At 28.8% G+C, this 20,867-nt stretch carries 19 protein-coding genes and 1 tRNA gene; 17 read left to right on the top strand and 3 right to left on the bottom strand.

Annotated elements, in window-relative coordinates; all coding sequences use genetic code 11:
* Positions 1-37 precede the first annotated feature (37 nt).
* From ACSIGC_RS10565 to ACSIGC_RS10555, 3 genes are all read left to right on the top strand, one after another.
* A tRNA-Cys gene (locus tag ACSIGC_RS10565) sits at positions 38-108 on the top strand.
* A gap of 465 nt (positions 109-573) precedes the next feature.
* Entirely contained in the window at positions 574-2,913 is a 2,340-nt protein-coding gene (locus ACSIGC_RS10560; protein ID WP_442264788.1) for a spondin domain-containing protein, read from the top strand.
* Between the two features lie 242 nt (positions 2,914-3,155).
* Complete coding sequence (locus tag ACSIGC_RS10555; protein WP_442264787.1) at positions 3,156-4,103, top strand: hypothetical protein; 948 nt, start codon at positions 3,156-3,158, stop codon at positions 4,101-4,103.
* Positions 4,104-4,161: 58 nt separating this feature from the next.
* Here the strand turns inward: ACSIGC_RS10555 and ACSIGC_RS10550 are convergent, their stop codons facing one another.
* Together ACSIGC_RS10550 and ACSIGC_RS10545 are read right to left on the bottom strand one after the other, a co-directional pair.
* Positions 4,162-4,614: a ferritin-like domain-containing protein gene (locus ACSIGC_RS10550; protein WP_442264786.1), complete on the bottom strand. Its 453-nt coding sequence runs from the start codon at positions 4,612-4,614 to the stop codon at positions 4,162-4,164.
* 219 nt (positions 4,615-4,833) lie between these two features.
* Positions 4,834-4,998: a hypothetical protein gene (locus ACSIGC_RS10545; protein ID WP_442264785.1), complete on the bottom strand. Its 165-nt coding sequence runs from the start codon at positions 4,996-4,998 to the stop codon at positions 4,834-4,836.
* Positions 4,999-5,189: 191 nt separating this feature from the next.
* Between ACSIGC_RS10545 and ACSIGC_RS10540 the strand changes: the two genes are divergently transcribed.
* The 5 genes from ACSIGC_RS10540 to ACSIGC_RS10520 all read left to right on the top strand — a co-directional run bounded on the left by ACSIGC_RS10540 (position 5,190) and on the right by ACSIGC_RS10520 (position 11,613).
* Positions 5,190-6,077: a mechanosensitive ion channel family protein gene (locus ACSIGC_RS10540; protein WP_442264784.1), complete on the top strand. Its 888-nt coding sequence runs from the start codon at positions 5,190-5,192 to the stop codon at positions 6,075-6,077.
* Positions 6,078-6,177: 100 nt separating this feature from the next.
* Positions 6,178-7,092 carry a hypothetical protein gene (locus ACSIGC_RS10535; protein ID WP_442264783.1) on the top strand — a complete coding sequence of 305 codons (915 nt, stop codon included), beginning with the start codon at positions 6,178-6,180 and terminating at the stop codon, positions 7,090-7,092.
* Between the two features lie 97 nt (positions 7,093-7,189).
* A complete protein-coding gene (locus ACSIGC_RS10530) occupies positions 7,190-8,035 on the top strand; it encodes an MBL fold metallo-hydrolase (protein WP_442264782.1) in 846 nt (281 codons plus the stop codon).
* A 13-nt stretch (positions 8,036-8,048) separates the two neighbouring features.
* The gene (locus ACSIGC_RS10525; RefSeq protein WP_442267759.1) at positions 8,049-9,698 is read left to right on the top strand and encodes a S8 family peptidase; all 1,650 of its coding nucleotides are present in this window, start codon (positions 8,049-8,051) and stop codon (positions 9,696-9,698) included.
* Between the two features lie 55 nt (positions 9,699-9,753).
* Positions 9,754-11,613: a M1 family metallopeptidase gene (locus tag ACSIGC_RS10520; RefSeq protein ID WP_442264781.1), complete on the top strand. Its 1,860-nt coding sequence runs from the start codon at positions 9,754-9,756 to the stop codon at positions 11,611-11,613.
* 50 nt (positions 11,614-11,663) lie between these two features.
* Here the strand turns inward: ACSIGC_RS10520 and ACSIGC_RS10515 are convergent, their stop codons facing one another.
* On the bottom strand, positions 11,664-12,482 hold the full coding sequence (locus ACSIGC_RS10515) for a helix-turn-helix domain-containing protein (RefSeq protein ID WP_442264780.1): 819 nt from the start codon (positions 12,480-12,482) through the stop codon (positions 11,664-11,666).
* An 89-nt stretch (positions 12,483-12,571) separates the two neighbouring features.
* Between ACSIGC_RS10515 and ACSIGC_RS10510 the strand changes: the two genes are divergently transcribed.
* The 9 genes from ACSIGC_RS10510 to ACSIGC_RS10470 all read left to right on the top strand — a co-directional run bounded on the left by ACSIGC_RS10510 (position 12,572) and on the right by ACSIGC_RS10470 (position 20,850).
* Positions 12,572-13,132 (top strand): YceI family protein, encoded by a 561-nt coding sequence (locus ACSIGC_RS10510; protein ID WP_442264779.1) that lies wholly within the window; start codon positions 12,572-12,574, stop codon positions 13,130-13,132.
* Positions 13,133-13,211: 79 nt separating this feature from the next.
* Positions 13,212-13,751, top strand: a complete 540-nt coding sequence (locus ACSIGC_RS10505; RefSeq protein ID WP_442264778.1) for a PepSY-associated TM helix domain-containing protein — start codon at positions 13,212-13,214, stop codon at positions 13,749-13,751.
* Between the two features lie 12 nt (positions 13,752-13,763).
* On the top strand, positions 13,764-14,810 hold the full coding sequence (locus ACSIGC_RS10500; protein WP_442264777.1) for a helix-turn-helix domain-containing protein: 1,047 nt from the start codon (positions 13,764-13,766) through the stop codon (positions 14,808-14,810).
* Positions 14,811-14,912: 102 nt separating this feature from the next.
* The gene (locus ACSIGC_RS10495) at positions 14,913-15,785 is read left to right on the top strand and encodes a hypothetical protein (protein ID WP_442264776.1); all 873 of its coding nucleotides are present in this window, start codon (positions 14,913-14,915) and stop codon (positions 15,783-15,785) included.
* 14 nt (positions 15,786-15,799) lie between these two features.
* On the top strand, positions 15,800-16,675 hold the full coding sequence (locus ACSIGC_RS10490) for a hypothetical protein (protein WP_442264775.1): 876 nt from the start codon (positions 15,800-15,802) through the stop codon (positions 16,673-16,675).
* Between the two features lie 222 nt (positions 16,676-16,897).
* Positions 16,898-17,533 carry a hypothetical protein gene (locus ACSIGC_RS10485; protein ID WP_442264774.1) on the top strand — a complete coding sequence of 212 codons (636 nt, stop codon included), beginning with the start codon at positions 16,898-16,900 and terminating at the stop codon, positions 17,531-17,533.
* Positions 17,534-17,604: 71 nt separating this feature from the next.
* The gene (locus ACSIGC_RS10480) at positions 17,605-18,216 is read left to right on the top strand and encodes a hypothetical protein (RefSeq protein ID WP_442264773.1); all 612 of its coding nucleotides are present in this window, start codon (positions 17,605-17,607) and stop codon (positions 18,214-18,216) included.
* Between the two features lie 114 nt (positions 18,217-18,330).
* Positions 18,331-20,019 (top strand): glutamine--tRNA ligase/YqeY domain fusion protein, encoded by a 1,689-nt coding sequence (locus tag ACSIGC_RS10475; RefSeq protein ID WP_442264772.1) that lies wholly within the window; start codon positions 18,331-18,333, stop codon positions 20,017-20,019.
* A 153-nt stretch (positions 20,020-20,172) separates the two neighbouring features.
* Positions 20,173-20,850 carry an energy transducer TonB gene (locus ACSIGC_RS10470; protein ID WP_442264771.1) on the top strand — a complete coding sequence of 226 codons (678 nt, stop codon included), beginning with the start codon at positions 20,173-20,175 and terminating at the stop codon, positions 20,848-20,850.
* Positions 20,851-20,867 lie beyond the last annotated feature (17 nt).

The following is a 20,867-nucleotide window of genomic DNA, read 5'->3' as shown; positions in this document are numbered from 1 at the left end:
CTAAAAAGAAAAAGTTTAAATTTGCACTCTCACTAAAGGTGTCGTGGCCGAGTGGCTAGGCAGTGGTCTGCAACACCATCTACAGCGGTTCGAATCCGCTCGACACCTCAAAAGTCTCAATATTTTAATATTGAGACTTTTTTTATGTTTGAAATGTAACATATTTGTTGTTTTATAACATAAAAATTGCAAAATATAAGGTTTTTTAACCCATTCATAATAAATGTAACATATTTGAATGTTTCATAATAAACTTTAATATATCTTTGGTATATATTAAATCTGTGGTCATTAAAAGCTAAGTTGGGGGACAAATGTTTTTATTTAAAGACTAGCAAGATTTAAGAGTTAAGATAACACAACCTATTTTTAGGTTGTGTTATTGTTTTTAAATAGTATACTTAACAGCTCAAATTAAATAAATGCTTTATCTTTTATTGATAATGTGCATTTCTTTCAAAGTATTTTTTTCCTTTTTAACCCATTTTATTTCCTTCTAAGTTTATTTAATGATTTTGTTTGTAGTGTCTTAAAATACTTTTGTGGTGTAAACCAAGAAAAGTATTATTTAAAATGAAAACAATTAATTATTTAATACTAACAATGCTTTTGTTAGTAGTTTCATGTAACGATGATGAGGAAGTTAGCCAACCTGATAATGGTAATCCTCCAACAACTGTAAAAAAAGATGTAGTTTTTAATGAAATTAAATATCAAGGAACTAAAGATCTTATAGAGATTTATAATAGAGGAACCCAAGCAGCAGATATTAGTGAATACTGGCTTTGTTTAGGTCCAGGTGCTTATCAAAAAATAGGAGATTTAACTCCAGAGTCAGGAAATACAACAATACCAGCAGGTGAATATTTAGTAATAAGTTACAATTTACCAGATGATAAAGGTGGATTAGGATTGTATTCAACAAATGAGTTTACAAATCCAGACGCAATTATAGATTTTGTTCAGTATGGTGATTCTGGTTCTGCTAGAGAAAATATTGCTGCTTCTGCAGGAATTTGGACAGCTGGTGATTTTGTTCCTGTTGTAAAAAGTGAAGACAATAGTATCGTTTATGATGGAGAAGGTAATGGAGTTATGAATTGGGCAGAAACGACAGAAGTTACTTTTGGAGCACAAAATGTTGTTATGCCGCCACAAGATGATGTTCGTTCTGTTGTAATTAATGAGGTTAATTACGGAAAAGATAAATTAATAGAATTATGGAATAACGGAGATGTAGCTGTAGATGTTAGTGATTATTGGTTATGTTTAGGGCCAGGTCAGTATTTACAAGTAAAAAATGCTACGGTTATAAGTGGATCTGCGCAGTTAAATCCAAGTGAGTTTTTAGTGGTAAGTTGGGATCAGTTAAGTGAAAGTGCAGGTTTAGGTTTTTACGCTTCAAATGCATTTACTAACCCAGATGCAATTTTAGATTTTGTTCAGTGGGGAGCTTCAGGTAGTGCAAGAGAAAATGTAGCTGTTGCTGCAGGAATTTGGACAGCTGGTGATTTTGTTCCTCAGGTAAGATTAGAGAGTTATAGTTTAGCTTACGATGGAGAAGGAGATGCTATTTCAGATTGGAAAGAAGCTGTAAATCCAACTTTTGGTAGAGGAAATGCTGCTGAAGCTACAAAAACAAGATTTACTGTAACAATTACAAATAAGATTAATTATTTAGGAACACACGTTTTTAATACACCAACAGGAGCTACAAATCCAGGTCCAGTAACTAATGTGAATGGAAGTTATTCTGTAAAATTTAAGGCAGTACCTGGAACCAAATTGAGTTTCGCTTCAATGTCTGCTGCTACTAACGATTGGTTTTTTGCTCCAAGAATGACAGGAATAGATCTTTTCGATGCAAGCGGAAGTGCTGTGACAGGAGATATTAGTGATCAGATTTACTTATGGGATGCAGGAACAGAAGAAGAAGATCCAGCTACAATAGCAACTGAACCTAACGGAGGAACAGCTGGAAGTCCAGATGATGATAACACAGTTCGTGTGGTGAAAAATGATGTGACACCTTACTTAAGAACAGAGTTAGCTTACGATAGTTCAACAAGGTATTTTACTTTAACATTAACAAATTTAGTAGGAGCTTCAGGAAGCACACCAATTGTACTTACACCAGGTTTAGCTGTATTACATGCACAAAACGCACCTTTATTTACAGTAGGGCAACCAGATAGAGGATATGGATTAAAAGAAATTGCAGAAGCAGGTGATCCAATGCCATTATATCAATGGTTTAACGCAACAGGTTCTCAAGGAGCTCCATTACGTTTATCTTCTTCGTATACAGTGTTTTCTCCAGCAATATTATATGCATTTAGTACAACTAAAGATCCTTGGTTTGTTCAAGGAGAGCAAGCAAAAGCATCTAGTGGTTTAGAAGAAATTGCTGAAGATGGAAATAACCAAGTTGCTTACGAATATTTAAAAGGTTTAGGTCTTCCAGTAGCTAAGAGTAACGAAACTGCTCCGGTAAAACCAGGTGAATCGTTAACATTCACAATTGAAGTTCCACAAGGTTTAGATTATAAATTAGGATTTGGAACAATGTTAGTAGATACTAACGATTGGTTCATTAGTTACAATAACAATGGGGTTGCTTTATTTGACGAAAACGGAACAGCTTTCTCTGGTACTTCTGAAAGTGATGAAACTTATCTTTTTGATGCAGGAACTGAAGCTGATGAAGAAGTTGGATTTGGAGCGAATCAAGCACCAAGACAATCTGGAGCAAATACAGGAGCAGTCGATAGCGACAATTTAATTAGACGAGTAGCTATATTAAATGATGTACAGTTTGGTAAAGGAGCAATTAATAGTTCTCCTGGGGTAACATGGTTTGGTGATCCAAGAGGAGGTTATAATTTAATTGAGGTGAATATCCAACCTCAATAATAAAACATGCGTTTTGAATGAATAATATAATTCATTCTATGTATTAATTTGGGATTATTTTCTCCAGTCAATCTGATTGACTGGAGTTTTTTAGTTTTTTAAAGTAACATTTTTCTAATTAAACAAGTTTATGTTGTTGTTTTTCAGGTTTTTATGTTTTTTTGTTTGATTGTATCAATATTGAAATTATTTCAAATATTGGAATTATATTTTTGTTGCTTCATACCCCAATGATTCTAACAATGAAAAAAGTTTTATTTTTTATTCTAACATTATTACTTTTCAATTCATGTAAACCAGAAAAGATAGACACAAAGATTAGTTCAGAAAAAATAAAAGAACAATTGTCTAAAACTTCTATAACAGAAAAACAATTTTCATATAAACCTATAAAACCAATAGATGGTAAGTTAAAAGCTGTAGTTGAGTTAGGAGCTTCTGGTTTTAATTCTTTTGTTATTAATATTGATAAAGATAAAAACTGGGAAATTAAAAGTAAAGAGTATGGTAATAGCTCAATTTTAGATGGTAATGCTTCAGTTAAAGAAATTCGAAATAAATTAAAATTATATATCCAAAAAATTATTGATTTAGGCGTAGCATCTAAAAATATTCATTTTGTTGTGAGTTCTGGAGCCGATAAAAAAAGCATTACTCAAAAAATAAAAAGTGAATTAAATGATATTGGATACAAAGTTAATGTTGTTACTGCTGAAGAGGAAGGACAATACGCGTTAAAATCTGTAATGACACCTCAATTTGAAGACACTACATTTGTTGTAGATATTGGTTCAGGAAATACTAAAATATCTTATATAGATGGGAATTCAATTGTTAGTAAAGAGGTTTATGGTTCTAAATATTTTCAAAAAAACATAAATGATCAAGAAGTATATAATCATGTAAAAGCTATTGCAGACAGCGTTCCAGAGCAAAAAAGAAAGCAATATTTTATTATTGGAGGGGTACCTTATCAAATGGCGAAAAAGTTAAGAATAGAAAAAGAACGATACACTTTGTTAAATAAAGATATTTCTGTTTATCAGGATGTTATTAGTGAGAAAGGAGCTAAAACTAAAAGTGGAGTAAATATTTTTAAAGCTATTAATGATGCAACAAATCCAGAAACTGTAATTTTTGACTGGGATTCTAATTTTACAATAGGTTTTTTATTGGATTTAACAGATTAAAAACTACCTATCAATAAAATTTATTAATAGGTAATTTAAAGGAAATTGTTTAAAATGATTATTTAATGTCTTCTAATTTCTTTATTAGAATTGTGTCGTTTAATATAGAATTTCTTTGATTTTTTAATAAACTGACAATTGTTTTAGGTAAATGTTCTTTAGAATTTATCACTTCATTATATTCTTTAACAGAAGCTTTTTCTCCTCTGATAGCTTCTTCTAAAATAGATTTATCATTGTCTAAAGAAAAAAAGGCTCTTGTATCCATCCAAGTTCTATGTATAGTTCCTAATTTACTCCCTTCTTGTTTAGTTTTTTCACCCAATAATCTAATTTCTTTTTTTAGTTCATTTCCGAATTTTTTACGTTCCTTGGCTTTTCTTTCAAATAAACTAGTTAATACGTCACTATCTACATTTTCGGCTGCAGTTTGATATCCTTTTTCAGCATCGTAATTCTTTATCAATAATCCGTTTAATTGACTAGCTATTTCTTGTGTATAGTTATACATAATATTTTTGTTTTTATAAGTGATAAGTAGTTTGGTTTAAAATGCTTACTTTTTTACATTTTTTAAAGAGGTGAATATGTTTTAATTTAATATTCTTAAATCTATAGACACATGTTTTTTATAAAGATTAATTTATTTTTTTGATTATATAATTGATCGTGTTATGTGTTGTAAACCGTACATTTACAGTGTGTTAATCTTTTTTTAGAGCAATTTTTTTTAGATAACTCCAGATAGAATAACCATGGTTAAACCAATAACAAGTAAGCTTGTTAAAATATAAAAGCCTGATCTAGTTGTTTTGTTATTTTGAAAAATGTAATTTTTACTTTTGTTTTTTTTATTCTTTTTAAAGATTTTAAAATCTTCTTTACCTTGTTTCATAATGCTGTTAGTTTTGTGTTACATCACAAATTTATGGCAAATTAAAAATGGTGTTTTGTTCATTTCCATTTAATATTAACTCATATCAATTTATATGTTTTGAGCTAATTTTTGTTTTAAATGAGTTAAGGAGAAAAGTTTAGTCATAATAATTTTGTAGTTATAATTAAATTTCAAAACAAGAAAAACATATGACTTTAAATGAAACACTACAGAAAATAAAATTAGCCTTAATAAATTATTGGAATGAATTTTTAAACCATATACCAGGAATTATTTTGGCTGTTTTAATAGTGGTATTAGGTTTCTTATTGTCAAATGTTATTTCTTCAATTTCAAAAAAAACCATTTCAATTCAAACTAAAGATCCATTAATAACTAATTTCTTAGGAAAAACAATAAAATACGGATTTGTATTGTTAGTAATTATTTTTGCTTTAAAAATAGCTGGATTAGGATATATCGCTACAGGTTTTTTAACTGCAGCTGGTGCTTCTGCAGTAATTATTGGTTTTGCTTTTAAAGATATTGGTGAAAATTTTATTTCAGGAGTTATTTTATCGTTTAGCAGACCCTTTAATGTTAATGATACTGTATTAATTGGGGATGTTTTTGGAAAAGTGAAAACAATAGAATTCAGGCATTCAAAATTGAAAACATTTGATGGTAGAGATGTTTACATCCCGAATAGTGATATAATTAAAAAACCAGTATTTAATTACACAGAAGACGGATATTATCGAACTGATTTTACAGTAGGAATCGATTATAACGATAATATAGATTTAGCAAAGAAAGTTGTAACAAAAGCAGTTGTAGAAACTTCTGGAGTTATTGATACAGAAGAACATAAATGTTTTGTAACTGTAGACTCTCTTGGAATTAGTACAGTTAATCTTAAAGTTTTATTTTGGACAAAAACAATGGAGTATAAAAGAGGAGCGTTAGAAGTTAAAAGTGATGTAGTTAAAAATGTGAAAAACATATTAATTAAGAACGGCTTAAATATGCCTTCAAATATTACAGAATTTAAACTTTATAATACGCAAAAAAACATACCTGTTTTATTAAATAAATAAATATGTTTTTTTATAAATTAGTAAAGAATGAGCATCTTAAGGTTTAAATAAGATGTTTTTTTATTTTTGTAAGGAATAATAAATTATACCAGTTGTTAAGATGAATTTATTAAAATCCCTATATATATCCTTTTTTTTACTTTTTATTTTTTCGTGTAAAAATGTAGAGAAAAAACAAGAAGAAATACAACCAGAATTTAAATATACCGCAGAACTACCTGAGAATGGAGTTTTAAAAGGAGTTGTAGAACTTGGAACTTCTGGATTTAATTATTTTATTATTGAAATAGATAATAATAAAAAATGGAAATTAAAAGAAGCAGCTTATGGTAAAAGTTTAATAGCAGAAGCCATGACAACTACAGAAGAAATAGATAATAAATTAAATAAATTTTTAAAAAAAATTGAAGATTTAGGTGTTGCTAAAGAAGATATAACTTTTATTGTAAGTTCAGGAGCTTTAAAGGAAGAGGTTACTACATTAATTGTAAAAGAATTGAAAAAAAGAAATCATGAAATTAAAGAAATAACTCCGAAAGAAGAAGCGATATATAGCTTAAGAGCAATTTTACCAAAATCTTTTAAAAATAATGCATTTGTTGTAGATCTTGGATCTGGAAACACAAAAATTTCCTTTGTTGAAAATGGAAAATTAATAGGTAAAGAAACACATGGAAGTAAATATCATCAGAAAGGAACAGAAGATGAAATTGTGTACAAAGAAGTAAAAGAATTAGCAACATTGATTCCTAAAGAAAATAGGAGATTTTGTTTTTTAATAGGAGGAATCCCTTTTCAATTAGCACAAGAATTTAGAAAAAATAAAGAACGTTATACTGTACTACCTTCTAACGTTGAGAAATTCGATAAAGTAAAACAAGAAAAAGGAAAAAAAATAGAATCTGGTTTAACAATATATAAAGCAATAGTAGATGCAACTGGGTGCAAAAATTTTATATTCGATTGGGAAACCAATTTTACAATAGGTTATTTATTAGAAAAAGAAGGCGTATAAATCATAAATTACTCTACAAATAAGTTAAGCCAGGTTTATTACAGTATTACGATATTATTAACGAGTTAACTCATTAATTTTTCGCATCTTTGTTTTTATGCGTATTTACCCAATCGAAACCGGAAATTTTAAATTAGATGGTGGAGCAATGTTTGGTGTTGTTCCCAAGTCTTTATGGCAAAGAACAAATCCTGCAGATGCAAACAATATGATCGATATGTCGATGAGGTGTCTTCTAATTGAAGATGGTGATAGACTTACACTAATTGATACAGGTATAGGAAACAAACAATCCGATAAATTTTATGGTTATTACTATTTATTTGGAGATTTTTCTCTAGATAAATCATTAGCGGAGTTAGGTTTTCATAGAGATGATATTACAGATGTATTTTTAACACATTTACATTTTGACCATTGTGGAGGTGCTATTCAATGGAATAAAGACAGAACAGGTTTCGAACCAGCGTTTAAAAATGCTAAATTTTGGAGTAATAGTCGCCATTGGGACTGGGCAGTAAATCCTAATCCAAGGGAAAAAGCCTCGTTTTTATCAGAAAATATTCTCCCAATAGAAGAAAGTGGTCAATTAAACTTTTTACATTTAAACGCAAAAGATTACGTTGGTTTTGATGTATTATTCAAAGACGGCCATACAGAAAAACAAATGTTGCCAAAAATTCAATATAAAGATAAAACTATTGTTTTTATGGCAGATTTATTACCTACAGCAGGTCATATACCACTACCTTATGTAATGGGCTATGATACCAGACCATTACTTACACTAAAAGAAAAAGAAGCATTTTTAACAGAAGCAGCCGATAATGAGTATTTACTTTTTTTAGAGCATGATGCTTACAACGAAATTATCACTGTAAAACATACTGAAAAAGGAGTCCGATTAAAAGAAACTTACAAATTTAGAGAGATATTTAATTAAGAGAGAAATGAGAATGAGAGTATACAAACCTATTTTATCTTCAATCGTTTTAGTTAGTTTAGCAAGTTGTAATTCAACAGCTAATCTAAAAAAAATAGTAATCCCAACAGGAGTTAATAATGAAGTTGTAATTTCTGCAAAAAAAGCTGATTTAACTGAAGCAGAAAAACAAAATTGGCAACATTTGGATTTAGCTACAGACACTATACCAGGTATGAGTGTTAATAAAGCATATGAGTTTTTAAAAGGAAAAAAAGGTGTAGAAGTAATTGTTGGAGTTATTGATAGTGGAACAGATTTAAATCATGAAGATTTAAAAGATGTAGCTTGGACTAACAGAAATGAAATAGCTGGAAATGGAAAAGATGATGATAATAATGGATATATAGACGATATTACCGGATGGAATTTTTTAGGAGATTCTTATACAGAACATTTAGAGTATGAACGTATTTTAATGAATCCTTCTGTTGCAGATCCAGAAACATTAAAAGCTGTGAAAGCATTTCAAGAAGAAAAATTAAAAGAAGCTAAAGAGAAAAAATTTAATTATCAAAATTATTTATCGGGGGTATTGTTTGCAGATAAAGCTTTAAAAGATCATTTTAAAAAAGATGATTATACTTTTGAAGAAGTTAAAGCAATTCAAAACCCTAGTGATGAATTAAAACAAGCAATAGGAATTGCAATTGGTTTTGTTCAAGCTAATGGTATGACTATGCCAGGTATTCAGAAAGAACTTAAGAGTGAAATAAAAAAAGCAAACAAAACTATAAATGGAGATAATTTGAAGACAGATTATCGAAAAGTAGTTGGAGATAATGCTTATGATATTAAAGATAAGCCAGGTTATGGAAATGGAAATACTGGCCATTCAGAAAAAGACGAAGCACACGGTTCTCATGTATCTGGTATTGTAGGTGCTACTAGAAATAACGGAAAAGGAATGAATGGAGTAGCAACTAACGTAAAAATCATGGCTGTTAGATCTGTTTCTGATGGAGATGAATATGATAAAGATGTTGCTTTAGGTATTCGTTATGCAGTAGATAACGGAGCAAAAGTGATTAATACAAGTTTTGGTAAGGCTTTTTCACCAAATAAAGATTGGGTTTACGAAGCTATTAAATATGCAGCAGATAAAGATGTATTAATTGTTAATGCAGCAGGAAATGATGGAAAAGATATTGATGTAGAAAAATCATATCCTAATGATGCACCTGATTTAATTAATGAAATCTCAGATAATTTTCTTACAGTTGGAGCTATGAGTTCAAATTATAATGAGGAACTACCAGCAGCTTTTTCAAACTATGGAAAAAAGAATGTAGACATATTTGCACCTGGTGCTCAAATATATTCTACAACACCTGAAAATGAATACAAATACTTTAGTGGAACTTCAATGGCATCACCATCTACTGCTGGAGTTGCTGCTTTAATTCGTTCATATTATCCACAATTATCTGCTAGTCAGGTAAAGAGGATTATTATGAACTCAGGAACTAAAATTAACATGAAAGTTAATAAACCAGGAACAGGTAGTAGATATGGTTCAGAAACACAGTTAATCCCTTTCGCAGATTTATCAGTTTCTGGTCGAGTAGTTAATGCATACAATGCTTTAATTATGGCGGAAAAACTTGTAAAAGCAAATAAATAAAAACAAAAAAGAGCATCTAAAAAATGCTCTTTTTTAATAATAACTAAATTATATAATGAGAAAAATTTTTCATTTTATTTTATGTGCTGGTTTAGTTTCTTGTGCAAGTTATGCTCAAAATACTTCGAGTACAAAAAGTAACTATTGGCAACAACAAGCAGATTACACTATGGATATTGATATGGATGTAAAAACATATCAATATAAAGGTAAGCAAAAACTAGTTTACACGAATAATTCACCAGATGAACTAAATAAAGTGTTTTATCATTTGTATTTCAATGCTTTTCAGCCAAATTCTCAAATGGATGCTCGTTTGCACACCATAGAAGATCCAGATGGGAGAATGGTAGAAAAAATTGGAACTTCTGAAGATGTAAAAGTAGAAAGTAGAATTGCAAAATTAAAGCCTAACGAAATAGGTTTTATTAAAGTTAATTCTTTACGTCAAAATGGGAAAAAAGTAGCGTACGAAATTGTAGGAACAATTTTAGAAGTAACTTTAAACGTTCCTATTAAATCTGGAGAAAAAGCAACTTTCGAGATGGAGTTCGATGCTCAAGTTCCTTTACAAATTCGTAGATCTGGAAGAAATAGTAAAGAAGGAGTTGCGTTATCAATGACACAATGGTACCCTAAAATGGCGGAATATGATTTCGAAGGTTGGCATACTCCTCCATATATTGCTAGAGAATTTCATGGAGTTTGGGGTAATTTCGATGTTACTTTACATATCGATAAAAATTATGTTGTTGGTGGAACAGGAGAGTTATTAAATCCACAAGAAGTAGGACATGGATATGAAGACAAGAGTAAGTCTTTAAGTTTACCAAAAGGTAAAAAATTAACATGGAAGTTTTCAGGAAAGAATATTCATGATTTTACTTGGGCTGCAGATCCAGAATATCAGCATGATATTTATAAAATGGATAATGGTATCAATTTACATTTCTTATACAAGAAAACATTAGATACTAAGTTTATTGAAAATTGGAAGAAATTACAGCCTAAGACTGCTGAATTAATGAAATATTTTAGCGAGCATATAGGTAAATACCCTTACAAACAATATTCTGTAATTCAGGGAGGTGATGGAGGAATGGAGTATGCACAATGTACATTAATTACAGGACAAAGACCTTGGGGAAGTTTGTTAGGTGTAACTGCTCACGAGTTAGCTCATAATTGGTTTCAGTTTTTATTAGCAACAAATGAAAGTAAGCACCCATGGATGGATGAAGGTTTTACTACTTATATTTCCAATAAAGCCATGAATGAAATTACTGATAGAGGTGCAGTAAACCCTAATAGTGGTTCTTACAGAGGTTATGGTTTTTTAGTAAAATCAGGTATGGAAAAACCATTGTCTACACATGCAGATAGATATGAAACAAATAGAGCTTATGGTATTGGAAGTTATAGTAAAGGAAGTATTTTCTTAAGTCAATTAGAATATGTTATTGGTTCTGAAAATGTAGCAAAAACATTAAAAGAATATTACAATCAATTTTCATTCAAACATCCAACACCGAATGATTTTAAACGTGTTGCAGAAAAAGTTTCTGGAATTCATTTAGATTGGTACTTAAACGAATGGAGTCAAACCACTAACTTTATTGATTATGGAATTAAAACTGTAAACGATAAAGAAATTACGTTAGAAAGAATTGGAGCAATGCCAATGCCTTTAGATGTAGAAGTTGAGTATATAGACGGGTCTAAAGAATCTTTTAATATTCCTCTAGAGATTATGAGAGGAAATAAACCATCTTCTTCAACTTTATTAAAAGATTGGGGATGGGCATATCAAACGTATACTTTTAAGGCCTCTAAGACTGTTAAAAGTGTAAATATTAATAAAGACGGATTTATGGCAGATATTAATCCATTAAATAACAGTTTTTCTATAGAGTAATAAACAAAAGTATTTATAAAAAGGGTTGAGAATTTTCTTAACCCTTTTTTTTATTGAGATATTAATTGTTTTTGAAGTTCTGTAGGGGTTAGTTTTGTGTGCTTTTTTATGAAAATACTAAAATTAGAAGGACTGTCAAAATTGTAATTATATGCAATTTCTTTATGAGTTAACTGTTTGAAAGCAAGGTCTCTTTTGATGTTTAGAAGTAATATATCATGAATATATTTTAAAGGAGTACTATTCAGTTCTGTTTTTATAATTTGAGTTAATTTTTTAGAAGAAATATGTAATCTTTTAGCATATTCGCTTACAGATATATTGTTAATGTTATTTTCCACCAAGTCGATAAAATTTACTGTAATTGCACTAAATTTTTCGTTTTTCATTTTTATACTTTGTTCCTCAAGTGTGTACAAAAGTGAAGAAAGTAAATGAATTGTTTTTTCTTTATAAAAGTATGATTTACTTTTTTGAATAGCAGAAATACTTTTTAATTGAGAGATAAAATAGTTAGATAAATCAATATCTTTTTCAAAAACTACCTCAGATTTTGTAAAACTTTTTAATAGAGAAAAGGAATCACTAAAAAGTGTTTCAGGAGTAAATTGTATTAATAAACCATCAGCATTTGCATTTCTTTTTACTAAGTGTATTTGCTTAGGTTTTACAATATAACAGCTATTATTTTTTATTTTAATTTTTTCAAAATCAATTAATTGATGACCGCCTCCTTTTTCAAAAAATAAAATCTCAAAGTAATTATGTTTATGTATTGTGTTAAAATCATAATTATTGTCATGAGATATTTTTTCAATATTTATGTTATAAGAGGTGTTTAAGTTATGAATAGGAACATCTACGGGCATAAATTCATAAGTTATATTCTGTTTTTAATAACTTTTTGATTTTTAAGAGTAAATACTTTTGCTTACAAACTTTTAAAAATTTAAAAATAATGAAAAAAATAGTTTTAACTCTATTAGCATTAGTAACTCTAATAAGTATAAATGCACAAACAATTTGGAAGGTAGATAAAGCACATTCTTCAATTACATTTTCTGTTTCACATTTTATGATTTCAGAAGTAACAGGTAATTTTGAAAAATTTGATATTACAGCAGTAAGTAATAAGAAATTTGAAGCTCCAAAATTTAATGTTTCAATAGATGCGTCAACAATTAATACAAACCAGTCTGGAAGAGATAATCATTTAAAAGCTGTAGATTTTTTTGATGTAGCAAATCATGCAAATATTATTTTTAAAAGTAATAATTTTAAACAGTTAGAAGGTAAAGAGTTTCAAACTATTGGAGAAATTACGATTAAAGGAATTACAAAAGAAGTTATCTTTAAAGGAAAATTAAATGGAATTATCGAAGGAAGAGGAGGAAAGAAAAAAGCTGGATTAAAATTAACTTCAGTAATAAATAGAGAAGAGTTTAATGTTGGAAAAGGAATGAAACCTATAGGTAACGATGTAGAAATAGTTGTTCACGTAGAAATGAATGAACAATAACATATCTAATCTTTTTAAGAAATTTAAACCCAAGAAGTAATATCTTGGGTTTCTTTTTAATTTATATATAAAAGTAATAATGAAAATAACTAATAGAAGTTTACATAGAGATTTAGCATATTTTTATGTTGGGTTAATCATCGCATTTTCTTTTTCAGGAATTATTTTAAACCATCGTCAAGATTGGTATCCGATGGATTATACATATGAAAACAAATCGTTTGAACTAACAATTCCTTCTGAAGAAGCACAGTTAACAAAAGAGTATATAACTGGACTTACCAAAGAAATAGGAAAGTATGATGGGCATAGAGTAAGAAATGGGAAAATAAGAGTGTATTTTAAAGATAATATTATTTTAGACGCTGATGTCGAAACAGGAAAAGGAACTATAGAATACAAAAGAAAAGTTCCTGTCATTGGGCATTCAATGTATTTACATAAATCTACTAATAGTTTTTGGATTTGGTATTCTGATATTTTTGGTATAGCAATGTTAGTAATTGCTCTAACAGGTGTGTTAATTCCATTGGGTAAAAAAGGATTTAAAGGCAGAGGTTGGAAATTAGCGGTTGCAGGAATGTTATTTCCTTTATTGTTTTTATTCTTGTTTGCGTAAACTAAGTATAAAATGGAATCAATAACCTTAAATTTTAATCTGTTATTAATTATAGATATCTTATCTATAGCAACATCATTAATGTTAGGTTTTTTATTCATTACGTTAAAATCAACAAATAAAAAAGCAAATATTTTTTTAGCATTATTCTTATGGTCTTTATGTTTAGAAGTTTTTTATAGTTTAACAGAAACAATAGATGAGTTTTCTGTAACTGTTTTAAATACAGGCTTTCTAACAATGCCGTTGTTGTTTTTTTATGTAAACGCGACTTTAAATAAACAAAAGAGTTTTTATTTATTAGTTTTATTTCTGCCTTGGTTTTTAACTGTCATATTTTTTACTGAAAATGAGTACATAAAGTATGCAGAATATATATTTAATATAACCATATTAATTCTAATTTTAAAAAAAATAAAAGAGGTACAGATAAGGGTTAAAGATTTTTATTCTGAAATTGAAAATAAAACGTTAACCTGGATAAGAACAATTGTTTTCATATATCTTTTTTTTCACGCTTTTTGGATTTTTGAAGATATCATTAGTGTTATTAATGAGTCTATTGTATATTATTTTGCAGCTATTTCAACTATTCTTACTTTTTTTATGATTTATTGGATAGCTTATAATGGATTTTCTCAAGTAGATATTTTTAAAGAAAGATTATTTCTAAAAGAATCAGAAAAAGAAAAGAAAATTGTAAAAAAAGATACTAAAGAGCTATTTAATAAAATAGTTCATCAGATTCAAGATGAAAAAATTTATTCAGATCAAAACTTAAATCTTCGTATCCTTTCACAAAAAGTTAGAATTAAAGAAAAAGAGCTTTCTAAACTTATTAACCTTCATACCGGTAATAATTTTTATTATTTCATTAATACATTTAGAGTAAATTCTTTTAAAGAGTCCTTGTCTTCTAATAAAGCGAGTAAACTTTCTCTTCTAGGATTAGCAAATGAAGCAGGTTTTTCATCTAAATCTACTTTTTATGCAGTGTTTAAAAAACTTGAAGGCATTACACCTAAACAATATCAAAAACAAATAAAAAAGTCCGAATAACCGTTATTCGGACTTTTTAAAAAGGTTTATTTATAGGGTTGAACACAAATTGAATGTTATTTGATTAAACAGAATAATATTCGAATTTAAAACATAATAATTATGATAAAAAAAATGTTCAACTCTAAAATTATATGCAGTATTACAATCATTATAAGTTTAGTCTCTTGTTCAAAAAACAACGAAATAGTTAGTAATTCAGATAATACTTCAAATTCTTCTTTGATAAATTATTTAAAAACTAATGCAGATTATATACATGAAATTAATGGGTTTTATATTGTTGGTAGTGCAATAAATCCAACTTCAGAAGAAACTACAGCAGGAACAACAGGAAAAGATGTTTTTGATCATTCTGTGCGTTTGTTTAGTAGTTTTTTAGATCAAAACAACGATGGTGTTGTTGATGAAGATATGAAAGTATTAAATCTGCAAATGGCAAAAACGGTAATGTTTATTTCTGGCCCTTTAAACTTAGTAGATAAAATATCAGAATCACCTCAGGTTAATAGCCAAGGATTGTATGGTTTAAGTATGCAAACCGATAACTGGCCATATGTTAAAAATTACAATGGAAAAGGTTGGGTTATAGATAAACTAACATCTTTTACATGGAGGCCTGAAAACATGAATGCATTATGGGAAGAGGTATTCCATACGATAACAGAAGCAATAAGTAGATCAGATAATGAATTCGCTTTTACACAAGGAAAAAAACTACGTCAATTTATGGAAGATGATATTACAGCGAGAACATACGATATTTCTGAGCAAAACGCTGAAGAAAATGGCAACTACGATAAAATTACAGCGGTAAATGAATATATACATCAAATTTGGGCAATCAATTTTGCTGGTCAAGAAAATAAACTTAATACTCATCAACAAAAAGCATTAGCTTTTATGAAAAATAAACAAGTTCCAATGTCTGTAAATGCTGATTATTCAAAAACTATAGGGATAAAGATTAAGTAATAAATTAAAATAATATGATGAAAAATATATCTAAGATATTATTAGTAATAATTGTTATTGTAGTTGTTGGCTGTGTATCATGTTCCAAAAATAATGATATGAGTAATAATGGAAATGAACAAGGAATAATCAATGGAGGAAATGATCCGAATTTTAAAATTATAGAAAATTCAGACGAGGGTATGTCTATTTTTAATAGAAAAGTAGTTGTCTTTGGAATCGATATTTATGGAGTTTCAGGTATTGAAGATACAAAACTATTACATGCAGCAAATGTTATGGCTCAGTATTTAGATAATGATGAAGATGGAGTTGTTGATAATCAATTAGTGTTAGATAAAATGCTAGAGAATAAAGCATTTCTATTTATGTGGAAATCAGAATCAGATTTAAACTTAATCGCTCCGCCTCTAGGAAGACTTGGCCAAGATTTAGGAAATGATGAAACTGTCCCTAGTTTCGTTTCGGGAGGAAAAACTGGACGATTTGATGCTTCATTAGAAGAAGTTTGGCATATTATTACACATGCTGGGTATTCTAAAGCTTATCCAAATGTTTTTGGTGAAAATGCAGGAACATCGCTAACCAATGCGATGGATAAAGCTAGAGGAGGTAACTTTACTAGCATTCCAATTAACTATCCATCTGAAGCATGGTATACTTATGACGATACAACATGTACTTATGATTGTCAGGCAACGGAGTACTTTTATTGGGCAATGAGTTCTATTTTAGGAGCACAGTCGAATCGATTAGATGAAATTAAGCAAGAATGGAAATTGAATACAAAGGAGAAGGTTAAGATTACAGATGAAACTATATATAATTTATTAACAGATAGCCAATATAATTTTCCTAGTATTTTACCAGATGGAACTTACAAAAGATAAATAGATAAAGTTTAAAAATAAATTATGGAAAGAGTTTTTAAAAAATGTGTAACAAAATTATATATGTAGCGTCAAACAAATAATAATTTTAAAAAGCTTGTAATTCTAACATAAGGAAGACATTGAGAATTATAAGTTAACTATTATGGAAACTCCATATACCTTATCTGTAAAAGATAGGTGTATGGAGTTTTTTTATTCAACTTTAAAACATTAAATATTATGAAAAAATTAATAATCGGAGTTTTTATTTTTTTGCTTCTAGGGGTAGTCACTTTTTTCTTGTTTCCGCAATTATATTTTTCTACTGCTTTTGGTCAGAAATTAATGATGAAGGTCATGGGAGAAAAAACGGCAACTTTTACTTTCAAATCTACCTCAAAATTAAAAGATAGTTTGTACATGAATGGAGTTATTTATTCAAATACATTAGAAGATTTAAAAGAAGTACTTAATAGTAATCCTCAAGTTAAAACATTGGTTATGGAAGAAGTGCCTGGGTCTATAGATGATCATATTAATTTGTTGGCTTCTAGAGAAATTCGAAAAAGAAATATTAATACATATATACCTAGAAACGGTATGGTAGCATCTGGCGGAACTGATATGTTTTTAGCTGGAAAAAAAAGAAATGCAGATGTTACAGCCAAAATTGGTGTACATTCTTGGGCTGATGGAGATAAAGAAGGTATAGATTACCCAAGGGATAACGAAGTACATATTATGTATTTAAAATATTATGAAGAAATGAATATTCCAACAGATTTTTATTGGTTTACACTTGAAGCTGCTTCTGCGAGTAATATTCACAATATGACTACAAAAGAAATAGATAAGTATAAAATACTAAGGAAATAAAATTTGATACTTAGGGTAAATTTAATTCTTCTTGTTTAAAGTTACAGAATAGAGAATTAAAAAGACAATATATGAAAGCGACAAAAAGATTAGTATTGTTAATTGTATTTTTAGTATTTACTACTAATTGTAGTAAAAATGAAGAATTAATAAACGATAAATCAACAACAGATTTTGGAATATTTAAGATCTTAGAAGATGGGGAAACAATTGAAATGAATGGAGTTATAAATAGCTCTTCATTAAATAGTTTTAATAAAATTATAACTAAAAACCCTAACCTAACCACAATAAATATTAAAAATTGTGATGGTTCATCTGATGATGAAGTTAATTTAAAATTATCTAAGAAAATACACGATTTAAACATAAAAATTCATTTATTAGATAATGCTATAATTGCATCAGGAGGAGTAGATTTCTTTTTAGCAGGTAAAAAAAGAACAAGAGGGAATAATACAAGAATAGGTGTGCATTCATGGTCAAATGGTACTAATGAAGCAACTGATTTTCCAGTAGGACACATAAATCATTTACCATATATAAATTATTACAAGTCTATAGGTTTTAGCGATGTAGAGGCTAAAGCATTTTATTATTTTACAATAAATTCTGCTAAAGCTGCAAGTATTCATTGGATGACAGAGTCAGAAATAGAACAATACAAGATATTAAAGCCTTAAAAAAGGTGAAATTTCAAGATATTTTAAACTCTTATCCTTTTACTAGGAGAAGAGTTTTTTTGTATTACAAGGCTCAACTATTTTCATTAATTTTGTTGTCCAATTTAATATAAAATGTCAGAAGAAAAGAAATCTTTAAATTTTATTGAACAAATCATAGAGGAGGATTTAGCAAATGGAATGAAAAAAGAAAACTTACGTTTTCGTTTTCCTCCAGAACCTAACGGATATCTTCACATTGGACATACAAAAGCTATAGGAATTAGTTTTGGTTTAGGAGAAAAATATAATGCTCCTGTAAATTTACGATTCGATGATACCAATCCAGCCAAAGAGGAGCAAGAATATGTAGATGCAATTAAAAAAGATGTATCCTGGTTAGGATATCAATGGGAAAATGAATGTTATTCTTCAGATTATTTTCAACAATTATATGATTGGGCTGTACAATTAATTAAGGAAGGTAAAGCCTATGTTGATAGTCAAACTTCAGAGGAAATGGCTCAACAAAAGGGAACTCCAACAGAACCTGGAGTTGATAGTCCGTATAGAGATAGAACTGTAGAAGAGAACTTAGAACTTTTCACAAAGATGAAAAATGGAGAGTTCAATGAAGGAGAACACGTACTTCGTGCAAAAATAGATATGGCTTCTCCAAATATGTTGTTAAGAGATCCTTTAATGTATAGGATATTAAAGAAATCTCACCATAGAACTGGAAATGATTGGGTAATTTATCCTATGTACGATTGGACTCATGGAGAAAGTGATTATTTAGAACAAATTTCTCACTCTTTATGTTCTTTAGAATTTAAACCTCACCGAGATTTATATAATTGGTTTAGAGATCATGTTTATGAATACAGTAAAACAGATTTTCCATTAATTCCAAAACAAAGAGAATTTTCTAGATTAAACTTAAGTTATACGATAATGAGTAAACGTAAATTGCTTAGGTTAGTTGAAGAAGGAGTGGTTACAGGTTGGGATGATCCAAGAATGCCTACAATATCAGGTCTACGAAGAAGAGGTTATACTCCAGCGTCAATTCGTAATTTTATTGAAACAGTAGGCGTCTCAAAAAGAGAAAATATAATTGATGTTGCATTATTAGAATTTAAAATTAGAGAAGATTTAAATAAAAATGCTAATAGAGTTATGGCTGTTCTTAATCCAGTGAAATTAGTCATAACCAATTATCCTGAAGATCAAGAAGAAATACTTATTGCAGAGAATAACCCAGAATTAGATGCGGGCTCAAGAGAAGTTCCTTTTTCACGTGAATTATACATAGAAAGAGACGATTTTAAAGAAGAAGCAAATAGAAAATATTTCAGGTTAGCTTTAGGTAAAGAAGTACGCTTAAAGAATGCTTACATTATTAAAGGAGAGAGTTGTGTTAAAGATGATGAAGGAAATATTGTAGAAATTCATTGTACTTATGACCCTTTAAGTAAATCTGGTAGCGGAACAGAAGAAAGTAAACGTAAAGTTAAAGGGACATTACATTGGGTGTCTAAAAAGCATGCGGTTTCTGCTGAAGTAAGAATTTACGATAGATTATTTTCTGATGAAGCACCAGATGCACATAAAGAAAAAGATTTTATGGAGTTTTTAAACCCTGACTCTTTAAAGATTATTAATGCGTTTGTTGAACCAAGTTTAGTAAATGCTAAAATTGGAGAAAGATTTCAATTTCAACGTTTAGGTTATTTTAATGTTGATGATGATTCGTTAAAAACAAACTTGATTTTTAATAAAACTGTAGGATTAAGAGATACTTGGGCTAAGGTTAATAAATAATTTTATTTATTAACCTTAGGTTATTGTAAACTTTGTAGACAAGACTCTTTGTTTCACTAAATAATATAAATAATTTAATAGTTTTTGTTGTTTTAACATATTTTATGTAAATTAGTATACCCAATATTATTACCAAGTAAAATCCCCCCAAGAATGAAAAATTTACATTGGTTACTATTATGCTTGTTGTATGTGCAAACAGTAACATCTCAATCAAACAAAACTTGCGAAAAGCAAGAAACTGTTGTTATTCAAGACCTAAATAGTATTAACAAGTGCAAAGTAGAAGGTAAGACAATAAAAAGCCAATCTGCTAGGCATATTATTTTAGGATTCAGTAATTCCAAAAGCCGTTTTTTTAGGAAAAGAAGAAAAGAATTAGCTAAAACAGTGAACTCAATCACTTCTGTAGGAATTTCTAACAGCAAAAAAAATATAAAAATATCAGGAGATGTTGATATAAAAGAGTCTGAAAGTAAAATTTTTACATTCCAGAATGTAGATCATCTCCCAGTTTTTGAAAATTGTGAAAATTCTACAGATAATCTTAAGTGTTTTAATATATCAATAGGTAATTTTATTCAAGAAAATTTTGAGTACCCAGACGAAGCGATTGATAATGAAATTGTAGGTAAAGTGACCATAAATTTTGTGATAAATAAAGAGGGAGAAGTCGTAAAAATTAAAGCAACTAATGATGATAATAAAGAAAATATACTAACTCGTTATAGTAAAAAACTAATATCTAAGCTGTCTAAAGTAAAACCAGCTTTAAAGGATGGCGTGCCAGTAGCAGTTTCTTATGAGTTATATCTAGATTTTTCTTTATAGAATTTAAATAAGGTTAT

The organism is Tenacibaculum aquaeponti, assembly GCF_052084715.1.
Lineage (GTDB): Bacteria > Bacteroidota > Bacteroidia > Flavobacteriales > Flavobacteriaceae > Polaribacter.
This window is presented reverse-complemented; position numbering and strand designations above follow the sequence as displayed.